Genomic DNA, 19,596 nt, shown 5'->3' with positions numbered 1-19,596 from the left:
GTTCTATATGCGAATAACCATTACTTTTTTTTGCTTACTATTTTCTTTTGCTGTTTTAGGACAGGATAAGACTAGTAATTATCGCACAAAAAAATTAAAGGTTAGAGATTCGATTCAGATAGACTCTTTTAGTATTAATCCAAGTACATTTAGAGTTAAAACAAAACAGAATGTGCTTATTGATACAAGCTTGTACAGCATAGATTTTGCAAAATCATTGTTGAAGTTTAAATCTCAATTAGAAACCGATAGTATTATTGTTGAATACCTTCGGTATCCAAAGTTCATCACTAAGACCTACAAACAACTAGATGATAATATTATTGTTAAAAACACAGCCGCAAGACAACGTCTATTTCAGATTCAGAATACGAGACGCAAAACTAATTTCACACCTTTTGATGGTTTAACAACATCAGGAAGTATTTCTAGAGGTGTCACTATTGGTAACAATCAAAATTCTGTTTTAAACAGTGAGTTAGATCTCCAGATTTCTGGTAAACTCAGTGAGAAAGTGTCGTTAAGAGCTTCTATACAAGATGCTAACATTCCGTTACAAGAAAGCGGGTTCTCGCAACGCCTCGATGAATTCGATCAAATTTTTATAGAAATTTTCAGTAAAGATTGGCGCATACGTGCCGGAGATATCGATTTAGGAAATACCAGAAGCTACTTCAATGGGTTTAGTAAACGTGTGCAAGGCCTTTTAGTATCGGCTAATTTGAGTGAGAAAACAACCGTTTTTGCATCTGGCGCCTTAGTTCGTGGGCAATTTACCACAAGCGTATTTACAGCTCAAGAAGGTAATCAAGGACCATACAAATTACGAGGGCCTAATGGGGAATTATTTGTATTGGTCGTTTCTGGTAGTGAAACGGTTTATGTTAATGGCGTACCGTTACAACGCGGTGAAAATAAAGATTACATTATTGACTATAATGCTGGTGAGATTATATTTAATTCTACATTTCCGATTACTTCCGAAATGCGTATTACTGTCGATTATCAGTTTACAGACCGTAATTTTTCTAGATTTACGGTCTATGGAGGCGGACAATATGAAACCGATAAGTTGAAACTAAATTTATCGGTATATTCAGAAAGTGATGCTAAAAATCAACCGCTACAGCAGAATTTAACCTCGGACCAAGTCGATGTTTTATCTAATGCTGGAGATGATAGAAGTTTAATGACCGCACCTTCAGCAGTTGAAGAAGAATTCTCAGAAAATAGAATCTTATACCGAAGAGAGCTTGTTGGTACAGAAGAAATATTTGTCTTCTCTAATGATCCAAACGACCAGCTTTTTAATGTGCGGTTTACTTTGGTTGGTGATAATCAGGGCAATTATGTATTAAGTAATGACAATACCATAGCTAATATTTACGAGTATGTAGCACCAGTAAATGGTGTGCCACAAGGAAACTTTGAACCCATAATTCAACTCATTGCGCCTGAGCGATTACAAATAGCAACATTAAATGGCACCTATAATCCAACAGAAAAAACAGATGTGTTTTTTGAGCTCGCTGGTAGTAAAAACGACCTCAACTTATTTTCAAGTATAGATGACGATGATAATGATGGTTTTGCTGGTAAATTAAAAATTAACCAAAAACTTATAAAAAAAGACAGCACCTGGAATTTATCTGCACTTGCAGATGTGGATTATTTGCAAGATAATTTTAGAACCGTACAACGTTTGTACAGACCAGAATTTGCAAGAGATTGGAACTTAGATAATTCTAATGCTAGTCAAGGAAATGTAAGTTTAGGAACTCAATTTTTGGTAAACTCCGGACTACAAGTATTTCACCATAAAAAAGGAAGAATAGCTTATAATTTTGAACATTTAAATTACAGTGAGGCTTTTAATGGTAATCGCCATAATTTAATTGCTAACCTTAGGTTAGGCAACTTCACTATTTTTTCGCAATCGAGCACTTTGCAAAGTGATGCTACAGTAAACACTTCAAAATTTACAAGATCTTTTAATCGTGTAGTTTATGGTAAAAAGAATAAATGGGCCGGTGCAAAAATAGCTTTAGAGGATAACGAGCAAACTGAAAAAGCCACCGGAAACCTAACAGCTTTAAGTCAAAAATTCACCTCTTATGAAGCATTTGTAGGTGTAGGAGATAGCACAAAAGTGTTTGTAGAATTGGGTGCTATTCACAGACGTAATGATAGTTTAAGAAACAATACTTCGACGCCGCTCAGTACAGGTTCCGTAGAACGTGTAAATACATCGAATACGTATTATTTAAAGTCAAGGTTAATACAAAATAAAACATCCAACCTTCAACTGTTTATTAACTATAGAACGTTAAAGGCCGAAGACGATTTATCACAAGACGAACAATCTTTAAACAGTAGGTTAAATTATAGCCAACGCTTATTTAATAATATCCTTATTTTAAATACAAGCTATGAAACTAATTCTGGGACATTACCACAGCAAGACTTTACGTTTGTTGAGGTCGAAGCAGGTCAAGGTAATTTTACGTGGATAGATTATAACAACAACGGAGTTCAAGAATTAGGTGAGTTTGAAACGGCGCAATTTGCAGATCAGGGCAATTACATCCGTGTGCTATTACCAAATCAGGTATTTGTACAAACACATCAAAACAGGTTTAGCCAAACCGTAACCTTTAATCCACAGCAGTGGAATGTTTCAGAGGATAAATCGAAGAAATTTTGGTCGCATTTTTATAATCAAACCTCATTTTTAGCAGATAATAAATTGCGACGAGATGGTAGTGATTTTAACCTTAACCCATTTGAAGCCTTAAGTAGTACTAATGACAATGACCCCAATCGTTTAGGGTTAAATTTTAGTTTTAGAAATGTGCTGTTCTACAATCGCGGAAAACAGCGATATACAACCTCATACACTTTTTTAACCAACAAAAATCAAAGCTTATTATCTATTGGCGCGCAGCAAAACAGGTTACGAAGTCATCAATTTAATTTTAACCATAAGTTTGCCAAAAGTTGGCTGATAACTACCGATGGTAGTTTTGGTACTAATGAGAGTACCAACGAGAGTTTTCCGACACGTAATTTTGAAATAGACGAGGTACAGTTTCAACCCAAATTGTCTTATATTTTTAACGAAAATGCACAATTCGATGTCTTTTACCAATACACAAATAAGGAAAATACAATTGGAGATAATGAGACGTTAATGCAGAATAATTACGGGTTTTCTTTCACATATAACAATGCTCAAAAAATAGCCTTAACCGGTGAGTTTAATTATTTTCAGAATGATTACACAGGTAATGCCAATACACCTGTAGGCTTCCAAATTTTAGAAGGATTGCAACCCGGCAGAAATTTTACGTGGAGCCTTATCGCTCAGAAAAAATTAACCAAGTTTTTAGATTTAAACCTTAACTACTTTGGCCGAAAAACAGAAACATCGCGTACCATACATACGGGAACGGTGCAATTGAAGGCTTATTTTTAAGCCTTAAAATCCTTAAAAAGCCCAAAATTGTAACCGTTAAACAAATAGTATCTACCGATAAAGCAATAGGGCATTTTCATTCAAAGGGTTTACACTATTTTACAAATTAAAGCTGAAAAATATGAGTTTTAATTTGAAAAATTCTAGGGTCTTATGCCTAGTAGTAAGTATGTTATTAACCCTTAAAAGTTGTCAGAAAGACGATGACAATAATATAATAGCTACAGAGAGGATAGTGAAAAGTAGAGTGGTATCTCTTTCTGAAATACCAAATATGAATGCTGTAGATTTAAAAATTGAAGCCTTAGGATTAAAGAAAACAAATACTATACTCAGCAGAACAACCGAGGTTGATACGAGTTATGTTGAAACAGATGCAATTATTGAAATGACGTACTCTGAAACACATACTTATACATTTACATTAATAAGTCCTAACCCTGAATATTATATTGAAAATGTCATATTGCATTACAATAATGAAACATTAGACTATGATAGTTATCTTGTACAATATGATGTCACAGCAGAAGCGTATGTTAACATACATAATGGTGGCGAAGTCCCAGAAACTACTGAATTTATCATAAGTGAAATAAATGGAGATGGTTTTATAGATTTAATCTCAAATAGAAGTAGTTGTTATAGAGTCTGTGAGACTATTAATGTACCATGCCAAGATCCTGGAGGCGCTGAGCATCAGCCCGGAGATACGTCTTGTATTTATCATGGAGGCTCTTTGGGGGCTTACTCCTACCAATCGTGTGGTGCAGTATGTATAGATGTACCAGAAGACCCAAACATAGATGCTGGTCCTAGTGGTGGTGGCGGAGGAAGCACAATAGATGATGACGACGTGGTTACTAACCCAAACACATCTGAACCTTGTGAAAATGATGGTAGTATTGGTATTACAACAGGAGATGATGGATGTAGACCAGTGAATGAACTATCTGTTGATGAAAAAAACTGTGAGGAATTATCTGTTTTAGGGAATACGCTGCCTATAAAACAATCTTTTGATGATTTAAAAAATAAAGTCAATGACCAAACTGTACAAAGGGAATTTGGATATAAATTTACAGAAGGTCAAAACCCTGTGGAATTACCTTTGTTTGATGGAGACCCGCTGCATGTAAAACCACAATTTGGTAATGAGATTTATGGAATGTCGCATACACACCCATCCAAATCATACGGTGGACAAGTTGTATACCCTATGTTTTCTATGGATGATATTTACAATTTAGGCGTTGCTGCCATTACATACAACAATCAGCCCAATAGTGATTTTAGTAAAGTGTTCTTTTCATTAACAGTAAGAGGTGATAGTGGGCCAGAAACCTTTGTCTTAAAAGTAAATAACTATTTTAGTTTAACGGCATTCACTAATTCTTTTGGTGCTAAACAAGAAGAATTGAATAAAAAGTTGAATCAAAGATATAATGATATTAATGAGAATAATGGTGGAAATGTCACACAAAATTATTTGCAAGAATTGTTTGAATATTTAGAAGAAGAAATACCGTTAGATGCCTTTGATATCTACAGAGCTGTAGATACAAATCTAACGAGTTGGAAAAAACAGAATTATAACCCACTCGTTAATATAATAACAGAAACCGATTGTAATAACTAAAGATAAACTATTATGAAATATATATTTTTTTTAGTTACATTTTGTATGCTTTTTAACTGTAAGGCTCAAATTGTAACAAATTTACATAAACCTCAAAAATATGGTACTAGCGGATATTATTATAAAGATTTGAATAATGATTTGAACAATTTTGAAGGTACATGGCTTTATACTAACGGTAATGATTCTTTGACTATTATTTTCGAAAAACAACAAAATAAAAATATACAATATGATAATACTAATTACTATATAGACGCAATTATCGGTGAGTATAAGTATGTAGAAAATGGACTAGAAAAAATCAATACACTTGAAAACCTTGATAATAATCACTACAATCCATATGATTATAATCTTTTAGCTGATGTAATCTATAAATATGGAGACTTAAGTTGTGTAGATTGTCAACCGGGAAATATTACAATAAAAGGAAAATTTAGTCAACCAGATTGTGATATTCCATCAACTCCAAAAATCATAGTGCGATATTATGTTGAAAACAACATGGAAAAATTAAGTTTTTTACTAATGAGCTCTACATATCGTGGCAATCCATTAGGTTTAGAGCCTCAATGTCAAGGGTTTGCAATACCTTATGGGTATTATACTTTGATTAAGCAATAGATGAGACATATAATTGTTTTAATTGCATGTTGTTTGTTTTTTAACTGTAAAGCCCAAACTATAACAAATCTACATAACCCTGAAAATTATGGTACAACGGGATATTACTATAAAGACTTAAATAATGACTTGAATAATTTTAATGGTACATGGAAATATGAAAATGGTAATACTTCGCTCATCGTTACTTTACAGAAAAAAGAAAATAAAAATATTCAGTACGGTAATACTAATTATTATACAGATGCCATTATTGGCGAATATGTATATATAGAAAATGGGATAGAAAAAATAAACACTCTTGAAAACCTTAACAATAATTATGCCGACCCATATAAATATAATTTGATAGGAGATGTAATTAGTAAATTTGGGGATAGAAGTTGTTCTAATTGTGAAACAGGAAATATTATCATAAGGTGCAGTTATAAAGAACCCGAATGTGATATTCCATCCAATCCAAAAATGAGATTCAGATATTATATAGAAGATGGTGTTGAAAAATTAGACTGTTTATTTATGAGTGGGCCATATAGAGGTAATGTTTATGGTTTAGAACCGCAATGCCAAGGCTTTTCCATACCGTTTGGAGAGTACACTTTGATTAAGCAATAGATGAGACATATTATTTTTTTAATCGCACTTTGTATGCTTTTTAATTGCAAATCGCAATCTATAATCATACCAATGGGTAGTGGACAAAATATTGAGCATAGTCAAAACTATTATCTTAAAGATTCTAGTAATGAATTTGATAAATTCATTGGAGAGTGGAAATATCAAAATGGTAATTCTGTTTTTGTATTAAGACTAAAAAAAGAAGTACAGTACCAAACACCTTTTAACTATTTCAGAGATTTATTAGTGGGTGAATACCAATTTATAGAAAATGGTGTTGAAATAATAAATACACTTTCTAACCTTGATAATACCTCAATCAACGGTCGATATCATAAAATTAATGGTGGTGCTTATTTAAGACGCTTACCTTCATATTGTAATGATAATAGTACATCTCAAGAAATAAAAATAGAAGTACAAATAGAAGACCCAAATGATAGCTTTACTGAAGGGCGTCTTATTTTACGTCATATTATTGAAAATGGCATTGAAAAGCTAGAAGTTTGTTTATTAGATGAAAGCTCAATGGCAGCATCTGAAACCTCTAGATTAGCAATACCAGATGGTTTTTATGTGTTTGTAAAACAAGATTAAGATGATTTACATCCGCATCAACCATTCTTTCACGTCGACCTCTTTTTTAATAATGGCTTTTAAATCAGAGATGGCTACACGTTGTTGCTCCATAGTATCTCTATGGCGTATGGTTACGGTATTATTCTCTAAACTTTCACCATCAACTGTAATACAAAATGGTGTTCCGTTAGCATCTTGACGTCTGTAACGACGGCCAACAGCGTCCTTTTCGTCATAAGCCACACTAAACTCCCATTTTAAGTCTTCGATAATGTCTTTAGATAATTGCACTAAAGCGTCGTCCTTACGTACTAATGGCAAAATAGCCGCTTTTACTGGTGCTAATACTGCTGGTAGTTTTAATACGGTACGCGTAGTGTTGTTATCCAATTCTTCTTCAGTAAGCGCATTAGAGAACACCGCTAAAAACATACGGTCAAGACCAATAGAAGTTTCTAAAACATAAGGTGTATAGTTTGTATTTTCCTCGTGGTCAAAATACTGTAGTTTTTTACCTGAGTATTCCTCATGCTGTTTTAAGTCAAAGTCAGTACGTGAGTGTATACCTTCAAGTTCCTTAAATCCAAACGGGAACTTAAACTCAATATCTGTTGCCGCATCAGCGTAATGCGCTAATTTTTCATGGTCATGAAAACGGTAATTATCTTCACCTAGTCCAAGTGATTTGTGCCATTTAAGTCGTGCGTCTTTCCAATAGTCAAACCATTCTTTTTGGGTGCCGGGCTTGATGAAAAATTGCATTTCCATTTGTTCAAACTCACGCATTCTAAAAATAAATTGACGCGCTACGATTTCGTTTCTAAAGGCCTTTCCTGTTTGTGCAATACCAAACGGAATTTTCATACGACCTGTTTTTTGCACATTTAAAAAATTCACAAAAATACCCTGTGCAGTTTCTGGCCTTAGATACAAATCCATGGCGGTATCTGCAGATGCACCAAGCTTAGTCCCAAACATAAGATTAAACTGCTTAACATCAGTCCAGTTTTTACTTCCAGATAATGGATCTGCAATTTCAAGCTCTTCTATCAACGCTTTTACATCCGCTAAATCTTCATTCTCTAAAGATTTTCCCATACGAGATAGAATAGTATCAATTTTTTCTTGATAGCCTAATACACGGCCATTAGTAGAGACAAATTCGGCTTTATTAAAAGCATCACCAAAACGTTTTTGGGCTTTTTTAACTTCCTTTTCAATTTTGGCTTCGATCTTAGCACAGTAATCTTCTATAAGAACATCAGCGCGATAGCGCTTTTTAGAATCTTTATTATCTATCAATGGGTCATTAAACGCATCAACGTGACCTGAAGCCTTCCAAGTTGTTGGGTGCATAAAAATAGCAGCATCGATACCAACAATATTATCATTCATTTGCACCATGGCACGCCACCAATAGTCTCTTATATTTTTCTTTAATTCTACGCCGTTTTGAGCGTAATCATAAACTGCACTTAAACCATCATAGACTTCACTACTCTGAAACACGTAACCATATTCCTTAGCGTGAGAGATTACCTTCTTAAATTTATCGTCATTATTTGCCATACCACAAATGTAAATAACCGTTTAACGGTTCTGTTAGCATTGAGTTATAAAGTGTCCAAAAATAAATATTAGATTTCGAATTGAAGGCTATTTAGCTGTATTTATTTTAGATAAATTAAGGTGTTCCAAAATTTAATTGACCTATTCTTTCCTCATGTTTGTGAAGCGTGCAGAACAGTATTGAGTGATAATGAAAAAGTGATTTGTACAAGTTGTAGGCATGAGTTGCCAATAACAAATTTTCATTTTGAAAATAACGACGCCATTAAGAACATACTTTACGGACGTGTAAAGCTTGAAAATGGCACAGCATTACTTCATTTTTCGAAGAAAGGATTAGTACAAGAAATGCTACATAATCTTAAGTATCGCGGGCACGAACAAGTCGGTGATTTTTTTGGAAACTGGTTAGGAGCCGAATTAAAAACCATCGAGGCTTACAAGCGTATTGATATTGTTGTGGCGGTTCCGATGCATCAATCCAAACGTAGAGAACGTGGTTATAATCAGGTTACAAAGTTTGGGATGAGGATTGCACAAGCATTGCAAGTGGACTATGAAGAAGACGCATTAGTTAAAATCAAGCAAACTAAAACCCAAGTGTTTAAAGACAGACTCACACGCAGTGACACAGCAAATGCGCGTTTTAAACTTGGTAATATTGAGCATCTAAAACGAAAACATATTTTACTGGTAGATGATATTATAACAACTGGTGCTACAATTGAAGAATGTGCATCGCTTTTAAAATCCATTTCAGGAGTAAAAATTAGTCTTGCCACTATGGCAATTGCAGAGTAGATTATTCGTTATTAATAGAATTAAGTTGTTACTTTGCTTAAACTTTTTTGAAATAAATGTCTATAAAAATAGCTCGTGTACTTCTTGGAATTGCCGTCCTAATATTTCTAGCCTTAGGTTGTGCTAGTCGTGGAAGACCATCTGGCGGACCAAAAGACGAAGCACCACCAGAGATTATAAGTGAGTCGCCAAAAAATTACTCGACCAATTTTAATAGTGATGAGATTAGAATTACATTCAATGAGTTTGTAAAAATTAAAGACTTACAGAAGCAGTTGATTATTTCTCCACCTATGGAAAATCAGCCAATAATTACACCTGTAGGTTCTGCAAGTAGACAAATAAAGATTAAGATTCTTGACACATTAAAGGCAAATACGACCTATGCATTTAATTTTGGACAAAGCATTGTAGATAATAATGAAGACAATCCATTTCAGTATTACAGGTATGTTTTTTCAACCGGTGAAACCATAGATTCACTATCTGTAAAAGGTGCAGTTTTTGATGCTGAATTACGAAATGCAGAACCATTTATTTCAGTAATGCTTTATGAGCTAGATAGTACTTATACGGACTCTATTGTGTTTAAAGAAAAGCCCAAATATGTTACCAATACGCTCGATAGTTTAAAAACCTTCAGCATTGATAATATCAAAGCCGGAAAATATAAATTGGTAGCATTAAAAGATGAAAACGGTAACTTCACATTTCAGCCAAAACAAGATAAAATAGGATTTTATGAAGGTGTAGTAACTGTACCTACTGATTCGCTGTACAACATCACCCTTTTTAAAGAAGCTATAGATTTTAAGGTTTTAAAACCAAGCCAAGTTGCTGAGCAACGCATACAATTTCCTTTTGAAGGTACACTTGAAGATGTTGATATAAAAGTGCTCTCAGATTCTATAAAAAATCTTGAATACAGAATTATAAGGGACAAAACTACCGATAGTTTATACTACTGGTATAAACCGAAAATTGAAGTTGATTCGGCTTTGATTGAAGTAACGAGCACCTCATTTTCTAATACATTTAAATATAAGTTTAGAAAGGCTGAGAAAGACTCATTACAGGTTAACCCTTTAAAGTCAGGTACATTAGCCTTTGGTGATGCTTTTGAGCTTGAAGCTTCTACACCTTTTGTAAAAATTGATACATCAAAAATTAATTTTATTGATAAAGATTCGGTAAAAGTCCCTTACGAATTTGAGCTTGATCAACTTTATAATCGATACAAGTTTAAGTTTGAAGTAAAGGAATCTGAACAGTATAAAATGCAATTATTACCATCTGCTTTGACCGATTTTTATGGCGAAGTTAATGATACTTTAAACTTCAGTTTTAGGACGCGACTAAAGTCCGATTATGGTAATATACGTGTAAGTCTTATTAACGCTAAACTGCCTCATATAGTGCAATTGCTTGATGAACAAGGAAACGTTAAGTACGAAGCATATGCGGACGAATATCCTGTAGTAGACTTTACAGATATTGAGACTCGCAAATATCAGATAAGAGTGGTGTTTGATGCTAATAAAAATAAAAGATTCGATTCTGGTAATTTCTTAAAGAAAATCAAGCCAGAACGTGTAAGCTATCACCCAGATATTATCGATGTAAGAGCAAATTTTGATTACAACGAAACACTTACTTTAGAAGATTAAAACGATCCCTATCCTTTAAAAAATTAAGCGTATTCCTGTATTTAGTGATGGCGCTTTTTTCAAGAGTTATAATATCTATTTGCTCTTTATTAGGTTCTAGATTACTTATTTTTTTGCCTAAAACATCATAGCAAGCGGAGTGACCTGGATATTCATGCCCAGTACCATCAACACCTACACGGTTAACACCAATACAGTAACTCATGTTTTCAATTGCACGAGCTTTTAGTAATGCATCCCAAGCATTTATTCTTGGTTTTGGCCAGTTAGCAACATATAGTAAAAGATCATAATCATCGGTATTACGCGCCCAAACTGGGAAGCGTAAATCGTAGCATATTAGCGGACATATTTTCCAACCTTTATACTCCAAGAGAACACGCTCTTCTCCTGCTGTATATACCTTATGTTCCCCTGCAAGCGTAAATGTATGTTTCTTATTGTAGCTTTTAATTTCACCAGTTGGGTACACAAAAACGAGTCGATTATAATAATTATCATTTTCATTAATAACCAAGCTTCCTACTATTGCAGATTGTTTTTCAGTAGCTAGATTAATTAACCATGTTATTGTTTCACCATCGACAGATTCTGCTACAGACTCAGCATTCATTGTAAACCCTGATGTAAACATCTCTGGTAATACAATGAGATCTACCTCATTTGAAATACTATTTATTTTTTCATTGAAATTCTCACGGTTTTGCTTTGGGTTTTCCCAATCCAAATCAGATTGAATCAACGCAATTTTAAGTTCTTTTTGCATGAACTAAAATTAGTAAATTTACAAGGCTTATAAAAAAGTTTTGCATGTATCGTCTTTTTAAAATTACCCTATTCGTTTTCCTATCTTTTAGTTGCTGTGCTAATTCGCAAACTAATTATTTTCCTGAAAGAAATCTCACGTGGGAAGAGAGAACACCAGCCGATGTTAATATAGATTCAGCACTGTTAAACGAGGTTGTTGAATTTGCAGAGGCAAATGAATATTCTGGTTCCAGAGATTTACGTATTGCAATTTTAAAAGGCTTTGCTCGTGAACCCTTTCATGAGATTTTAGGACCTACAAAAAAGCGTGGTGGACCTGCGGGATTAATTATTAAAGACGGATATATTATTGCAAAATGGGGCGATACTAAGCGCGTAGATATGACCTTTAGTGTTACCAAAAGTTTCTTATCTACAGTTACAGGCTTAGCAGTAGATAAAGGTTTGATTACTAATGAAACAGATTTTGTGAAGGATTATTTATGGGATGGCACCTTCAACGGTGATCATAATTCTAAAATAACTTGGCAGCATTTATTACAGCAAAATTCTGATTGGTCTGGTGAACTTTGGGGCGGAAAGGATTGGGCAGATAGACCACCACGAAAAGGCGATCTTGACGATTGGAAAAATAGAACCTATAAAGAACCAGGCACTTTTATGGAGTATAATGATGTGCGTGTAAATGTTTTGGCATATTCCGCTTTGCATGTTTGGCGAAAACCATTACCTCAAGTTTTAAAAGAACATGTAATGGATAAGATAGGTGCATCTACAACTTGGCGTTGGTTTGGTTATGATAATGCATGGACTACTATAGATGGACTACAAATGAAGTCTGTTACTGGCGGCGGTCATTCTGGTGGTGGTATTTTTATTTCTGCTGAAGATATGGCAAAATTTGGCCTATTATTTCTTAATAACGGTAAGTGGAAAGACAATCAACTTGTCAGTAATGCATGGATAGAACGTGCAATAACCCCATCAAAGCCTAACGTAAATTATGGCTATATGTGGTGGTTAAACAAAAAAGGGCCTAGGCATTGGGAAGGCGTTTCTGAAGATGTATATTATGCCGCAGGTTTTGGAGGTAACTTTATTGTAGTAGACAGACCGCACAATATTGTTGTAGTAACACGATGGTTAGAACCATCTAAAATTGGAGAGTTTATGCAAAAACTCACGAAAACTCTGAATTAAATCTTATTTAATATTTCGGTAGCTTTTAAGATGGTCTCATCGGTTTTAGCAAAACAAAATCGTAACACCTTATCGTCTTTATTGTCGTCATTAAATACCGATAGCGGAATTGAGGCTATTTTATAGTCTTTAGTTAATCGCTTTGCAAAATCCACATCGTACTGGTCAGTTATTTCAGAATAATCAAGAACCTGAAAATAGGTGCCTTTTGATGGTAAAAACTTAAATCGAGAATCTTTAATTAAACTCAAAAATAGGTCGCGCTTTTTCTGAAAAAAGAGGTTTAATCCCAAATAAGTGTTGGCATCTTTCATATAATCTGCTATGCCTTTTTGTGATGGGTGATGCACAGAAAACACATTAAATTGATGCACTTTTCTAAACTCTTGCATCAATGCTTTTGGAGCGCAACAATAGCCTATTTTCCAACCTGTATTATGAAACGTTTTTCCGAAAGAAGCTGTTATAAAACTACGTTGTTTTAACGCTTTGAATAAACTAACGCTTTGGTGTTCTTCTTTATCAAATATAATATGCTCATACACTTCGTCACTCAGTACAATGATGTTAGTATTATTAGTAATTTTCTGAAGTTGAAGCATATCGTCTTCAGACCAAATTGTTCCACTTGGATTGTGTGGAGAATTAATGATGATCATCTTTGTTTTGGATGAAATTTTTGAAGCAACCTCTTGCCAGTTTACTTTATAACTTGGAGCCGAAAGCTGCACAGAGATTGCTTTTCCACCGTTAACTTCAATTGCTGGTTGGTAGCAGTCGTAAGCTGGTTTAAAAATAATCACTTCGTCATCTTGTCTTACAAAAGCAGATATAATTGTATAAATAGCTTGTGTAGCTCCAGCAGTAATGGTGATCTCATCTTCAGGATGATAGGTAGATTGGTATAACAACTCATACTTATTTGAAACAGCTAATCTTAAATCCAAGCTGCCTGCCATTGGCGCATATTGATTATAACCAGAATTCATGGCTTTACTAACCAAGTCTGAAAGCCTTTGATCACTTTGGTAATTTGGAAACCCTTGAGATAAATTAATTGCATTATGCTGCTTTGCTAATGCACTCATCACAGTAAAAATAGTTGTGCCAACATTTGGCAATTTGGAGATCGTTTTCATAAAATAAGCTGCTGCTTAATATGCTAAAAATCTAAAGATATAAAACCCCTTTTTTTATCTTTACCAAAATTCAAAAAAAATAGTCATGCGTTTATTAAAAATAGTATTGTTCTTTGTCGTTTTTCAAGTTTCTGCTCAACAAGGTGGTATGTGGATTCCTTCACTCTTAGAAGGAATGAATGAAGATGAAATGCAAAGCTTAGGAAGTAAATTAACTGCAAAAGACATCTATGATGTTAACAATTCGAGTCTTAAAGATGCAATTGGTCATTTTAATGGCGGTTGTACAAGTGAAGTAATTTCGGATAAGGGCTTAATCCTTACCAATCATCATTGTGGATTTGGTCAGATACAATCTCATTCTACGTTAGAAAATGATTATTTAAAAGATGGTTTTTGGGCGATGTCTATGGAAGAAGAATTACCAAATAAAGGCTTATTTGTTGAATTTATAGTAAGCATACATGATGTAACAGATACAGTTTTAAATGGTGTGGCTGATGCTATGACCGAAAAGGAAAAGGAATCGCAAATTACCAAGAATAGTAATGAAGCCATGAAAACTTGGTCTAAAGAAGCTTGGCAAGATGTAAAGGTAAAATCATTTTATAAAGGCAACCAATATTTTCTTTTTGTAACTGAACGTTTTGAGGATATTCGATTGGTTGGAGCGCCACCAAGTAGTATTGGTAAGTTTGGAAGTGATACTGATAATTGGGTTTTTCCAAGGCATACAGGTGATTTTTCGTTATTCCGTATTTATGCAGATGCTAATAATAGACCAGCAAAATATAGTAAAGACAACAAGCCGTATCAACCCAAACACTTTTTGCCGATTTCGTTAGATGGTGTTGAAGAAGGAGATTTTACAATGGTTTTTGGTTTTCCAGGCCGTACTAATGAGTACTTGCCGGCAGTTGCTATTGAACACATAACCAAAGAATATAACCCAACTAATATTGCAATTAGAGAGGCAGCACTTAAGGTCATTGATCAAAAAATGAAAGAAAGTGATGCCGTACGAATCAAATATGCATCTAAACAAGCACGTATTGCAAATGCCTGGAAAAAATGGATTGGTGAAAACCTAGGAATAGATAAAAGTAATGCTGTAGAAAAACGAAGAGCATTCGAAGCCACATTTACTAAGGCTTTGAAAGAAAAAGGCTGGGAAGACAAATATGGAGATATACTTCCAGAGTTTGATAAACTATACAAAGATTTTGCACCAATAAATATAAAGCGACGAAACTTTATTGAAGTCTTTTTAGTAACGAATGAGTTGATGCAGATGACTTTTAGAGCGTATCAAGTTGAGCGAGCACTTTTGTCTAATCCTAATAGTTTAAACAGAGCTAAAGCTGGCTTAGTAGGTCGATTAAAAGGCATTCATAAAAATTATGATGTCGATGTAGATAAAGGTGTTTATCTTAATGTAATGCCTTTATATGGTAAAAAAACAGACGCTTCTATTTATGATAAAACTGCCTTTACTGACTTGGATTCGGCTTTAAAATTGCTTGAAGGTAATGCTGATGACATTATTAAAAATTTAAATAATGACCCAGCTTATGCGTATGCAAAACCTATTATTGAAGAATTCATCAATACACTAGATGCAGAGTATCAACAAAAAAATGGACCTATAACTGCATTACAAACTCAGTATATGACCGCTTTAATGAAGACTTTACCTAATGCGCGTTATTTCCCTGATGCTAATAGTACGCTACGTGTTACCTATGGTCAAGTTAGAGGATACTCGCCAAGAGATGCCGTGTATTATAAACCTGTAAGCTATTTAGATGGCGTTATTGAAAAATATGTGCCAGGAGATTATGAGTTCGATGTGCCTCAGAAATTACGCGATTTGTACAATGCCAAAGATTACGGACCTTATGCAGATAGTAACGGAAAGGTGCCTGTTTGCTTCTTGGGTACCAATCATACCACTGGCGGAAACTCTGGTAGTCCTGCAATTGATGCTACTGGTAATTTAGTTGGACTTAATTTTGATCGTGTTTGGGAAGGCACCATGAGCGATATGAATTACGACCCTGAGATATGCAGAAATATAATGGTAGATTTACGTTATGTGCTTTTTATTATTGATAAGTTTGCAGGTGCCAAGCACTTAATTGCAGAGATGAAGTTGGTGCACCCAAAGAACTAATTATAAATTAATTTACAGGCGTCAGTTCGAGTGAAATTATTGTAAAGAATTTTGTATCGAGAACCAGTTAGCACTTCAGTTTCTTTTTTTTGATAACTTTATAATTAATGATATAACTTCTCGATACAGTTTTCTATCGAAAACCACTCGCAGTAACGATTAGATAATCGTTTATTTACCAATAATATCCTTAACAATCTTTAAATGATGATTGGTGTGTACCTCAATAAACCTAATAGTCTGTGCTTTGTTGAGTTTTCCAAACACAAAATGTTTGAAGTAAGAATTATCATTTAGGGATTTGAGTTTAATGATATTATTACGTGCTTCTTCGAGCTGAGTATATATATCTTCAGTATGTATTACATCTGGTGGTTTAACAATCTCTGGCGATTGTGCTCGACCTCTGGGTATGTAATTACAGGTTAAAGACATAACTCTCATAACATTTACAGAACTAGAATAATTTTCTGGCTTTGATTTTTCTAAAGCTTCAGTAATTCGGTTCATAACCTTTAGAATATGATCCAGTTGCCAAGCGACATCTACTGTTGAAACATCAGTGTTGATTTCGTCTCGGTATTCAATATAATTTTCTACGCTATCGAGTAAGCCATGTAACACTTCTGGATTGTTTTGATTCATTTTTAAATCGGAATAAAAGATTATAAAAGCTAATGCGAGTAAAGTTATTGCAATTTTTCTTCTCATAATATTAATTTTTGTATAGGTTGAAGCCCCACATTTTGTGGGGCTTATGATTTCAGTTATTAAATAGAGGAATTTTACTAGCAATCAATCTTAACTAAATCTAGAACTGAAATCTATATCCAAAGTCTGGGAAAAACCCAATCTGATCTACCTGATTTACTTCATTTGTTAACCTATTAAAACGTCTTACAAATACATTCTCATTATTGGTAAGGTTTTGTATGTCTAAATAAAACTGATGAGATACTTTTTTACTCTTGCTATTAATTTTTAAGCCAAACTTAAAATCCCAACGGAAATAGTCGTCGTATTGTTGACTAAAGGCAATATCTTCTTGTAAGATTTCAAACCCTGCTTGTTGTGATGCTTGTAAGTCTACAGGAGTAAAGTAGCGACCACCAGCAAAGGATATTCTGGTGTCAAAAAACAACTGATTTCGACCAGATTTTCCTATGTCAAATTCACGACCGGCAAGTAGGTTTACTACATATCCATTATTAAAAGGTGTATTACGCTCAATACCATCACTGCCTTCATATTTACTCTCGAAAATAGATGTCGTTAAGAGACCATAGTAACCATCACTAAAGAATTTTTCAACTGTTAATTCAATACCTTGGTTAAATCCAGTACCTTCATTAACTAACGAAACCCTATCATTATCAAACTCAAAATCAGTACCTTCTGTTAAAGATGAATAACTTGATGGAAAAGCTTCTACAGCAGCATTGCTTATATCTTGGTAATACACTTCTAATTTTCCGCGCCAATTATCTGCTATCTTTAAATCGTAACCTATTACATAGTGATTACTCTTCACAAAATCCAATTCTCTGTTGGTTTGAACAGCTTGTCCATTAACCTCTTCATTTAAAAATAGTAATGGTAAAGGTGCGTTTTGGTAATGAAGACCGTAACCAACACTTAAAGTGCCTTTTGGAGAAATTTTATAGTTAACACCAGCCCTTGGCTCTACAACAAATTGCTCGTTCAGGTCGCTATATTGTGAATGTAAACCAGCATTTAAAGTGAGTTTTTCAGTTAGTCTAAATTGCCCTTGAAAGTAAGGTTGAATGAGATTGAAAGTCTCATCCGTATCTCTAAATGTGAACAAATCTGGGTCACCATCATTGTTAGTATCTGCTTGTTCCTCACGGTCCCTAAGGAGAGATTCTATACCAAAACTTTCATATAAAACGCCTGCTCTAAATGTTGTTTTTCGATTGATTTTACTATTAAAAAGTGTAGAAAATGTAAACCTATTTTGTGTGTCGTCTGCCTCAGTATATCTAATAATGCGTTCTTGAGGTGTGTCTTTATCAATAAACCGATCTGCTTCAAATGTATTACTAGACGTAGAGACTGCAACAGTAGATTTTAAATAACTTTTAGAACCTATATTAATTTTATGATTTAAACCTACAACACCAAAACCTGATGTTACAAAAGTGTTTTCGTCTTCAGCAGCAAACAAATCATCTTCATCAATATCATCGCCTAAAAATTCTATATCCGAATCTCCAATTATTCCAAACAAACTTAGGTTTCCGGCTTTACCACTTCCAAAATCAATATTAAACGAAATGTCACTGTAATTAGGAGTTGCAGCTGTTCCACCAGCACCAACACCGAGTAAACCTACTAGAGAATATCTTGCCGCTACTAGAAATGAGCCATTCTTTTTACCAAGCGGACCTTCGGCCATGGCTTCAACTCCAGTAAATATACCTGTTTGAGCCGTAAACTCGTAAGTGTCTTTATTTCCTTTTCGAAACCCTAAATCAAAAACACCACCTAAGGCATTACCATATTCTGATGGGAATGCTGAGGTTAAGAAATCTGAATTTTTAAGCATGTTTGTGTTAAGTGCCGAAACTGGACCACCTGTAGTTCCGAAAGTAGAATAGTGATTTGGACTCGGAATAGGAATGCCTTCTAAACGCCATAATAATCCCGTTGGAGAATTTCCTCTCACGACAATATCATTTCTACTATCATTAGGAGCAGAAACACCTGCAAAGTTTGCAGCTAATCTTCCGACATCACTTCTTCCGCCTGAAAACCTATTCACTTCTTCTAAACTAAACTGCCTCGCAGAAACTGTTGCTAACTTATTTCTGGATTTGTCTTTATTAGTCTCAGGTGTAATTATAATAGCATCTAATTGGTTGAAAGATTCAATAAGATTAATATTTACAACTGCTTCTTTACCAGTTGTAACTACAATATTTGGTATAGTAATCGTTTCAAAACCAATAAAGCTTATTCTTATAAATTGCCTTCCAATAGCAACATCTTCTAAAATGTAATAACCATTTTCATCGGTTACTACACCAGTAGCAACTTCAGTATTTAGTAATTCAACAGTAGCTCCGGGTAAAGGAGTTTCAGATTGTTTGTCAATAACTCTACCTTTTATTATTCCTGTTTGCGCAAAACCAAATGCGCTGAACAATGCAAAGAGAAAGAAAACTTTTTTCATGTCTTTTATGATTTATTTACTCAAAACTCTACATATAAAAGTGAAGTTGAAAAGCAATAGTTTTTAATTGTTGATTTTTGTGTTGAAGTGTTAGTATCGACAACTGAAAAGTAAATTCGATGATAATTTCTGTCGCAAGACAATTGAA

14 protein-coding genes are annotated in these 19,596 nt (G+C 34.2%); 9 read left to right on the top strand and 5 right to left on the bottom strand.

All coding sequences use genetic code 11. The annotated features are described in order from the left end of the window. Window positions 1-7 precede the first annotated feature (7 nt). The 5 genes from ED556_RS01240 (at window position 8) to ED556_RS01220 (ending at window position 6,956) form a co-directional block, all read left to right on the top strand. Entirely contained in the window at window positions 8-3,475 is a 3,468-nt protein-coding gene (locus tag ED556_RS01240) for a hypothetical protein (RefSeq protein WP_296318719.1), read from the top strand. 121 nt (window positions 3,476-3,596) lie between these two features. Further along, on the top strand, window positions 3,597-5,114 hold the full coding sequence (locus ED556_RS01235) for a hypothetical protein (RefSeq protein ID WP_296318718.1): 1,518 nt from the start codon (window positions 3,597-3,599) through the stop codon (window positions 5,112-5,114). Window positions 5,115-5,126: 12 nt separating this feature from the next. Further along, complete coding sequence (locus tag ED556_RS01230) at window positions 5,127-5,741, top strand: DUF6705 family protein (protein WP_296318717.1); 615 nt, start codon at window positions 5,127-5,129, stop codon at window positions 5,739-5,741. Further along, window positions 5,742-6,356, top strand: a complete 615-nt coding sequence (locus tag ED556_RS01225) for a DUF6705 family protein (RefSeq protein ID WP_296318716.1) — start codon at window positions 5,742-5,744, stop codon at window positions 6,354-6,356. After that, window positions 6,357-6,956 (top strand): DUF6705 family protein, encoded by a 600-nt coding sequence (locus ED556_RS01220; protein WP_296318715.1) that lies wholly within the window; start codon window positions 6,357-6,359, stop codon window positions 6,954-6,956. Window positions 6,957-6,962: 6 nt separating this feature from the next. Here the strand turns inward: ED556_RS01220 and ED556_RS01215 are convergent, their stop codons facing one another. Next, complete coding sequence (locus ED556_RS01215; RefSeq protein ID WP_296318714.1) at window positions 6,963-8,507, bottom strand: glycine--tRNA ligase; 1,545 nt, start codon at window positions 8,505-8,507, stop codon at window positions 6,963-6,965. Window positions 8,508-8,627: 120 nt separating this feature from the next. Here ED556_RS01215 and ED556_RS01210 point away from each other — a divergent pair, with 120 nt between their 5' ends. After that, window positions 8,628-9,308 (top strand): phosphoribosyltransferase family protein, encoded by a 681-nt coding sequence (locus ED556_RS01210; RefSeq protein ID WP_296318713.1) that lies wholly within the window; start codon window positions 8,628-8,630, stop codon window positions 9,306-9,308. Between the two features lie 56 nt (window positions 9,309-9,364). Further along, window positions 9,365-10,975 carry an Ig-like domain-containing protein gene (locus ED556_RS01205; RefSeq protein ID WP_296318712.1) on the top strand — a complete coding sequence of 537 codons (1,611 nt, stop codon included), beginning with the start codon at window positions 9,365-9,367 and terminating at the stop codon, window positions 10,973-10,975. On the opposite strand, the gene ED556_RS01200 is transcribed toward ED556_RS01205, so the two are convergent. Continuing rightward, on the bottom strand, window positions 10,959-11,741 hold the full coding sequence (locus tag ED556_RS01200) for an amidohydrolase (protein WP_296318711.1): 783 nt from the start codon (window positions 11,739-11,741) through the stop codon (window positions 10,959-10,961). The genes ED556_RS01205 and ED556_RS01200 overlap by 17 nt on opposite strands. Before the next feature lie 44 nt (window positions 11,742-11,785). Here ED556_RS01200 and ED556_RS01195 point away from each other — a divergent pair, with 44 nt between their 5' ends. Further along, complete coding sequence (locus ED556_RS01195) at window positions 11,786-12,943, top strand: serine hydrolase (RefSeq protein WP_296318710.1); 1,158 nt, start codon at window positions 11,786-11,788, stop codon at window positions 12,941-12,943. Here the strand turns inward: ED556_RS01195 and ED556_RS01190 are convergent. Further along, complete coding sequence (locus ED556_RS01190; RefSeq protein ID WP_296318709.1) at window positions 12,940-14,082, bottom strand: methionine aminotransferase; 1,143 nt, start codon at window positions 14,080-14,082, stop codon at window positions 12,940-12,942. The two genes, ED556_RS01195 and ED556_RS01190, sit on opposite strands and share 4 nt — an antisense overlap. A gap of 85 nt (window positions 14,083-14,167) precedes the next feature. On the opposite strand from ED556_RS01190, the gene ED556_RS01185 reads away from it, so the two are divergent. Next, on the top strand, window positions 14,168-16,255 hold the full coding sequence (locus ED556_RS01185; RefSeq protein ID WP_296318708.1) for a S46 family peptidase: 2,088 nt from the start codon (window positions 14,168-14,170) through the stop codon (window positions 16,253-16,255). Window positions 16,256-16,426: 171 nt separating this feature from the next. Here the strand turns inward: ED556_RS01185 and ED556_RS01180 are convergent, their stop codons facing one another. Beyond that, on the bottom strand, window positions 16,427-16,966 hold the full coding sequence (locus tag ED556_RS01180; RefSeq protein WP_296318707.1) for a DUF1569 domain-containing protein: 540 nt from the start codon (window positions 16,964-16,966) through the stop codon (window positions 16,427-16,429). 100 nt (window positions 16,967-17,066) lie between these two features. Further along, window positions 17,067-19,448 carry a TonB-dependent receptor gene (locus tag ED556_RS01175; protein ID WP_296318706.1) on the bottom strand — a complete coding sequence of 794 codons (2,382 nt, stop codon included), beginning with the start codon at window positions 19,446-19,448 and terminating at the stop codon, window positions 17,067-17,069. Window positions 19,449-19,596: the final 148 nt, after the last annotated feature.

It is taken from the genome of Winogradskyella sp., assembly GCF_003712105.1.
Taxonomy (GTDB): domain Bacteria; phylum Bacteroidota; class Bacteroidia; order Flavobacteriales; family Flavobacteriaceae; genus Winogradskyella.
Note: the sequence above shows the minus strand (reverse complement) of the source record. Positions and strands in the feature narration are given on the sequence as shown.

Excerpts from the sequence above, each read along its gene's own strand:
- ED556_RS01240 (WP_296318719.1), top strand. The coding sequence starts at position 8 with ATGCGAATAACCATTACTTTTTTTTGCTTACTATTTTCTTTTGCTGTT.
- ED556_RS01235 (WP_296318718.1), top strand. The coding sequence starts at position 3,597 with ATGAGTTTTAATTTGAAAAATTCTAGGGTCTTATGCCTAGTAGTAAGT.
- ED556_RS01230 (WP_296318717.1), top strand. The coding sequence starts at position 5,127 with ATGAAATATATATTTTTTTTAGTTACATTTTGTATGCTTTTTAACTGT.
- ED556_RS01225 (WP_296318716.1), top strand. The coding sequence starts at position 5,742 with ATGAGACATATAATTGTTTTAATTGCATGTTGTTTGTTTTTTAACTGT.
- ED556_RS01220 (WP_296318715.1), top strand. The coding sequence starts at position 6,357 with ATGAGACATATTATTTTTTTAATCGCACTTTGTATGCTTTTTAATTGC.
- ED556_RS01215 (WP_296318714.1), bottom strand. The coding sequence starts at position 8,507 with ATGGCAAATAATGACGATAAATTTAAGAAGGTAATCTCTCACGCTAAG.
- ED556_RS01205 (WP_296318712.1), top strand. The coding sequence starts at position 9,365 with ATGTCTATAAAAATAGCTCGTGTACTTCTTGGAATTGCCGTCCTAATA.
- ED556_RS01200 (WP_296318711.1), bottom strand. The coding sequence starts at position 11,741 with ATGCAAAAAGAACTTAAAATTGCGTTGATTCAATCTGATTTGGATTGG.
- ED556_RS01195 (WP_296318710.1), top strand. The coding sequence starts at position 11,786 with ATGTATCGTCTTTTTAAAATTACCCTATTCGTTTTCCTATCTTTTAGT.
- ED556_RS01190 (WP_296318709.1), bottom strand. The coding sequence starts at position 14,082 with ATGAAAACGATCTCCAAATTGCCAAATGTTGGCACAACTATTTTTACT.
- ED556_RS01185 (WP_296318708.1), top strand. The coding sequence starts at position 14,168 with ATGCGTTTATTAAAAATAGTATTGTTCTTTGTCGTTTTTCAAGTTTCT.
- ED556_RS01180 (WP_296318707.1), bottom strand. The coding sequence starts at position 16,966 with ATGAGAAGAAAAATTGCAATAACTTTACTCGCATTAGCTTTTATAATC.
- ED556_RS01175 (WP_296318706.1), bottom strand. The coding sequence starts at position 19,448 with ATGAAAAAAGTTTTCTTTCTCTTTGCATTGTTCAGCGCATTTGGTTTT.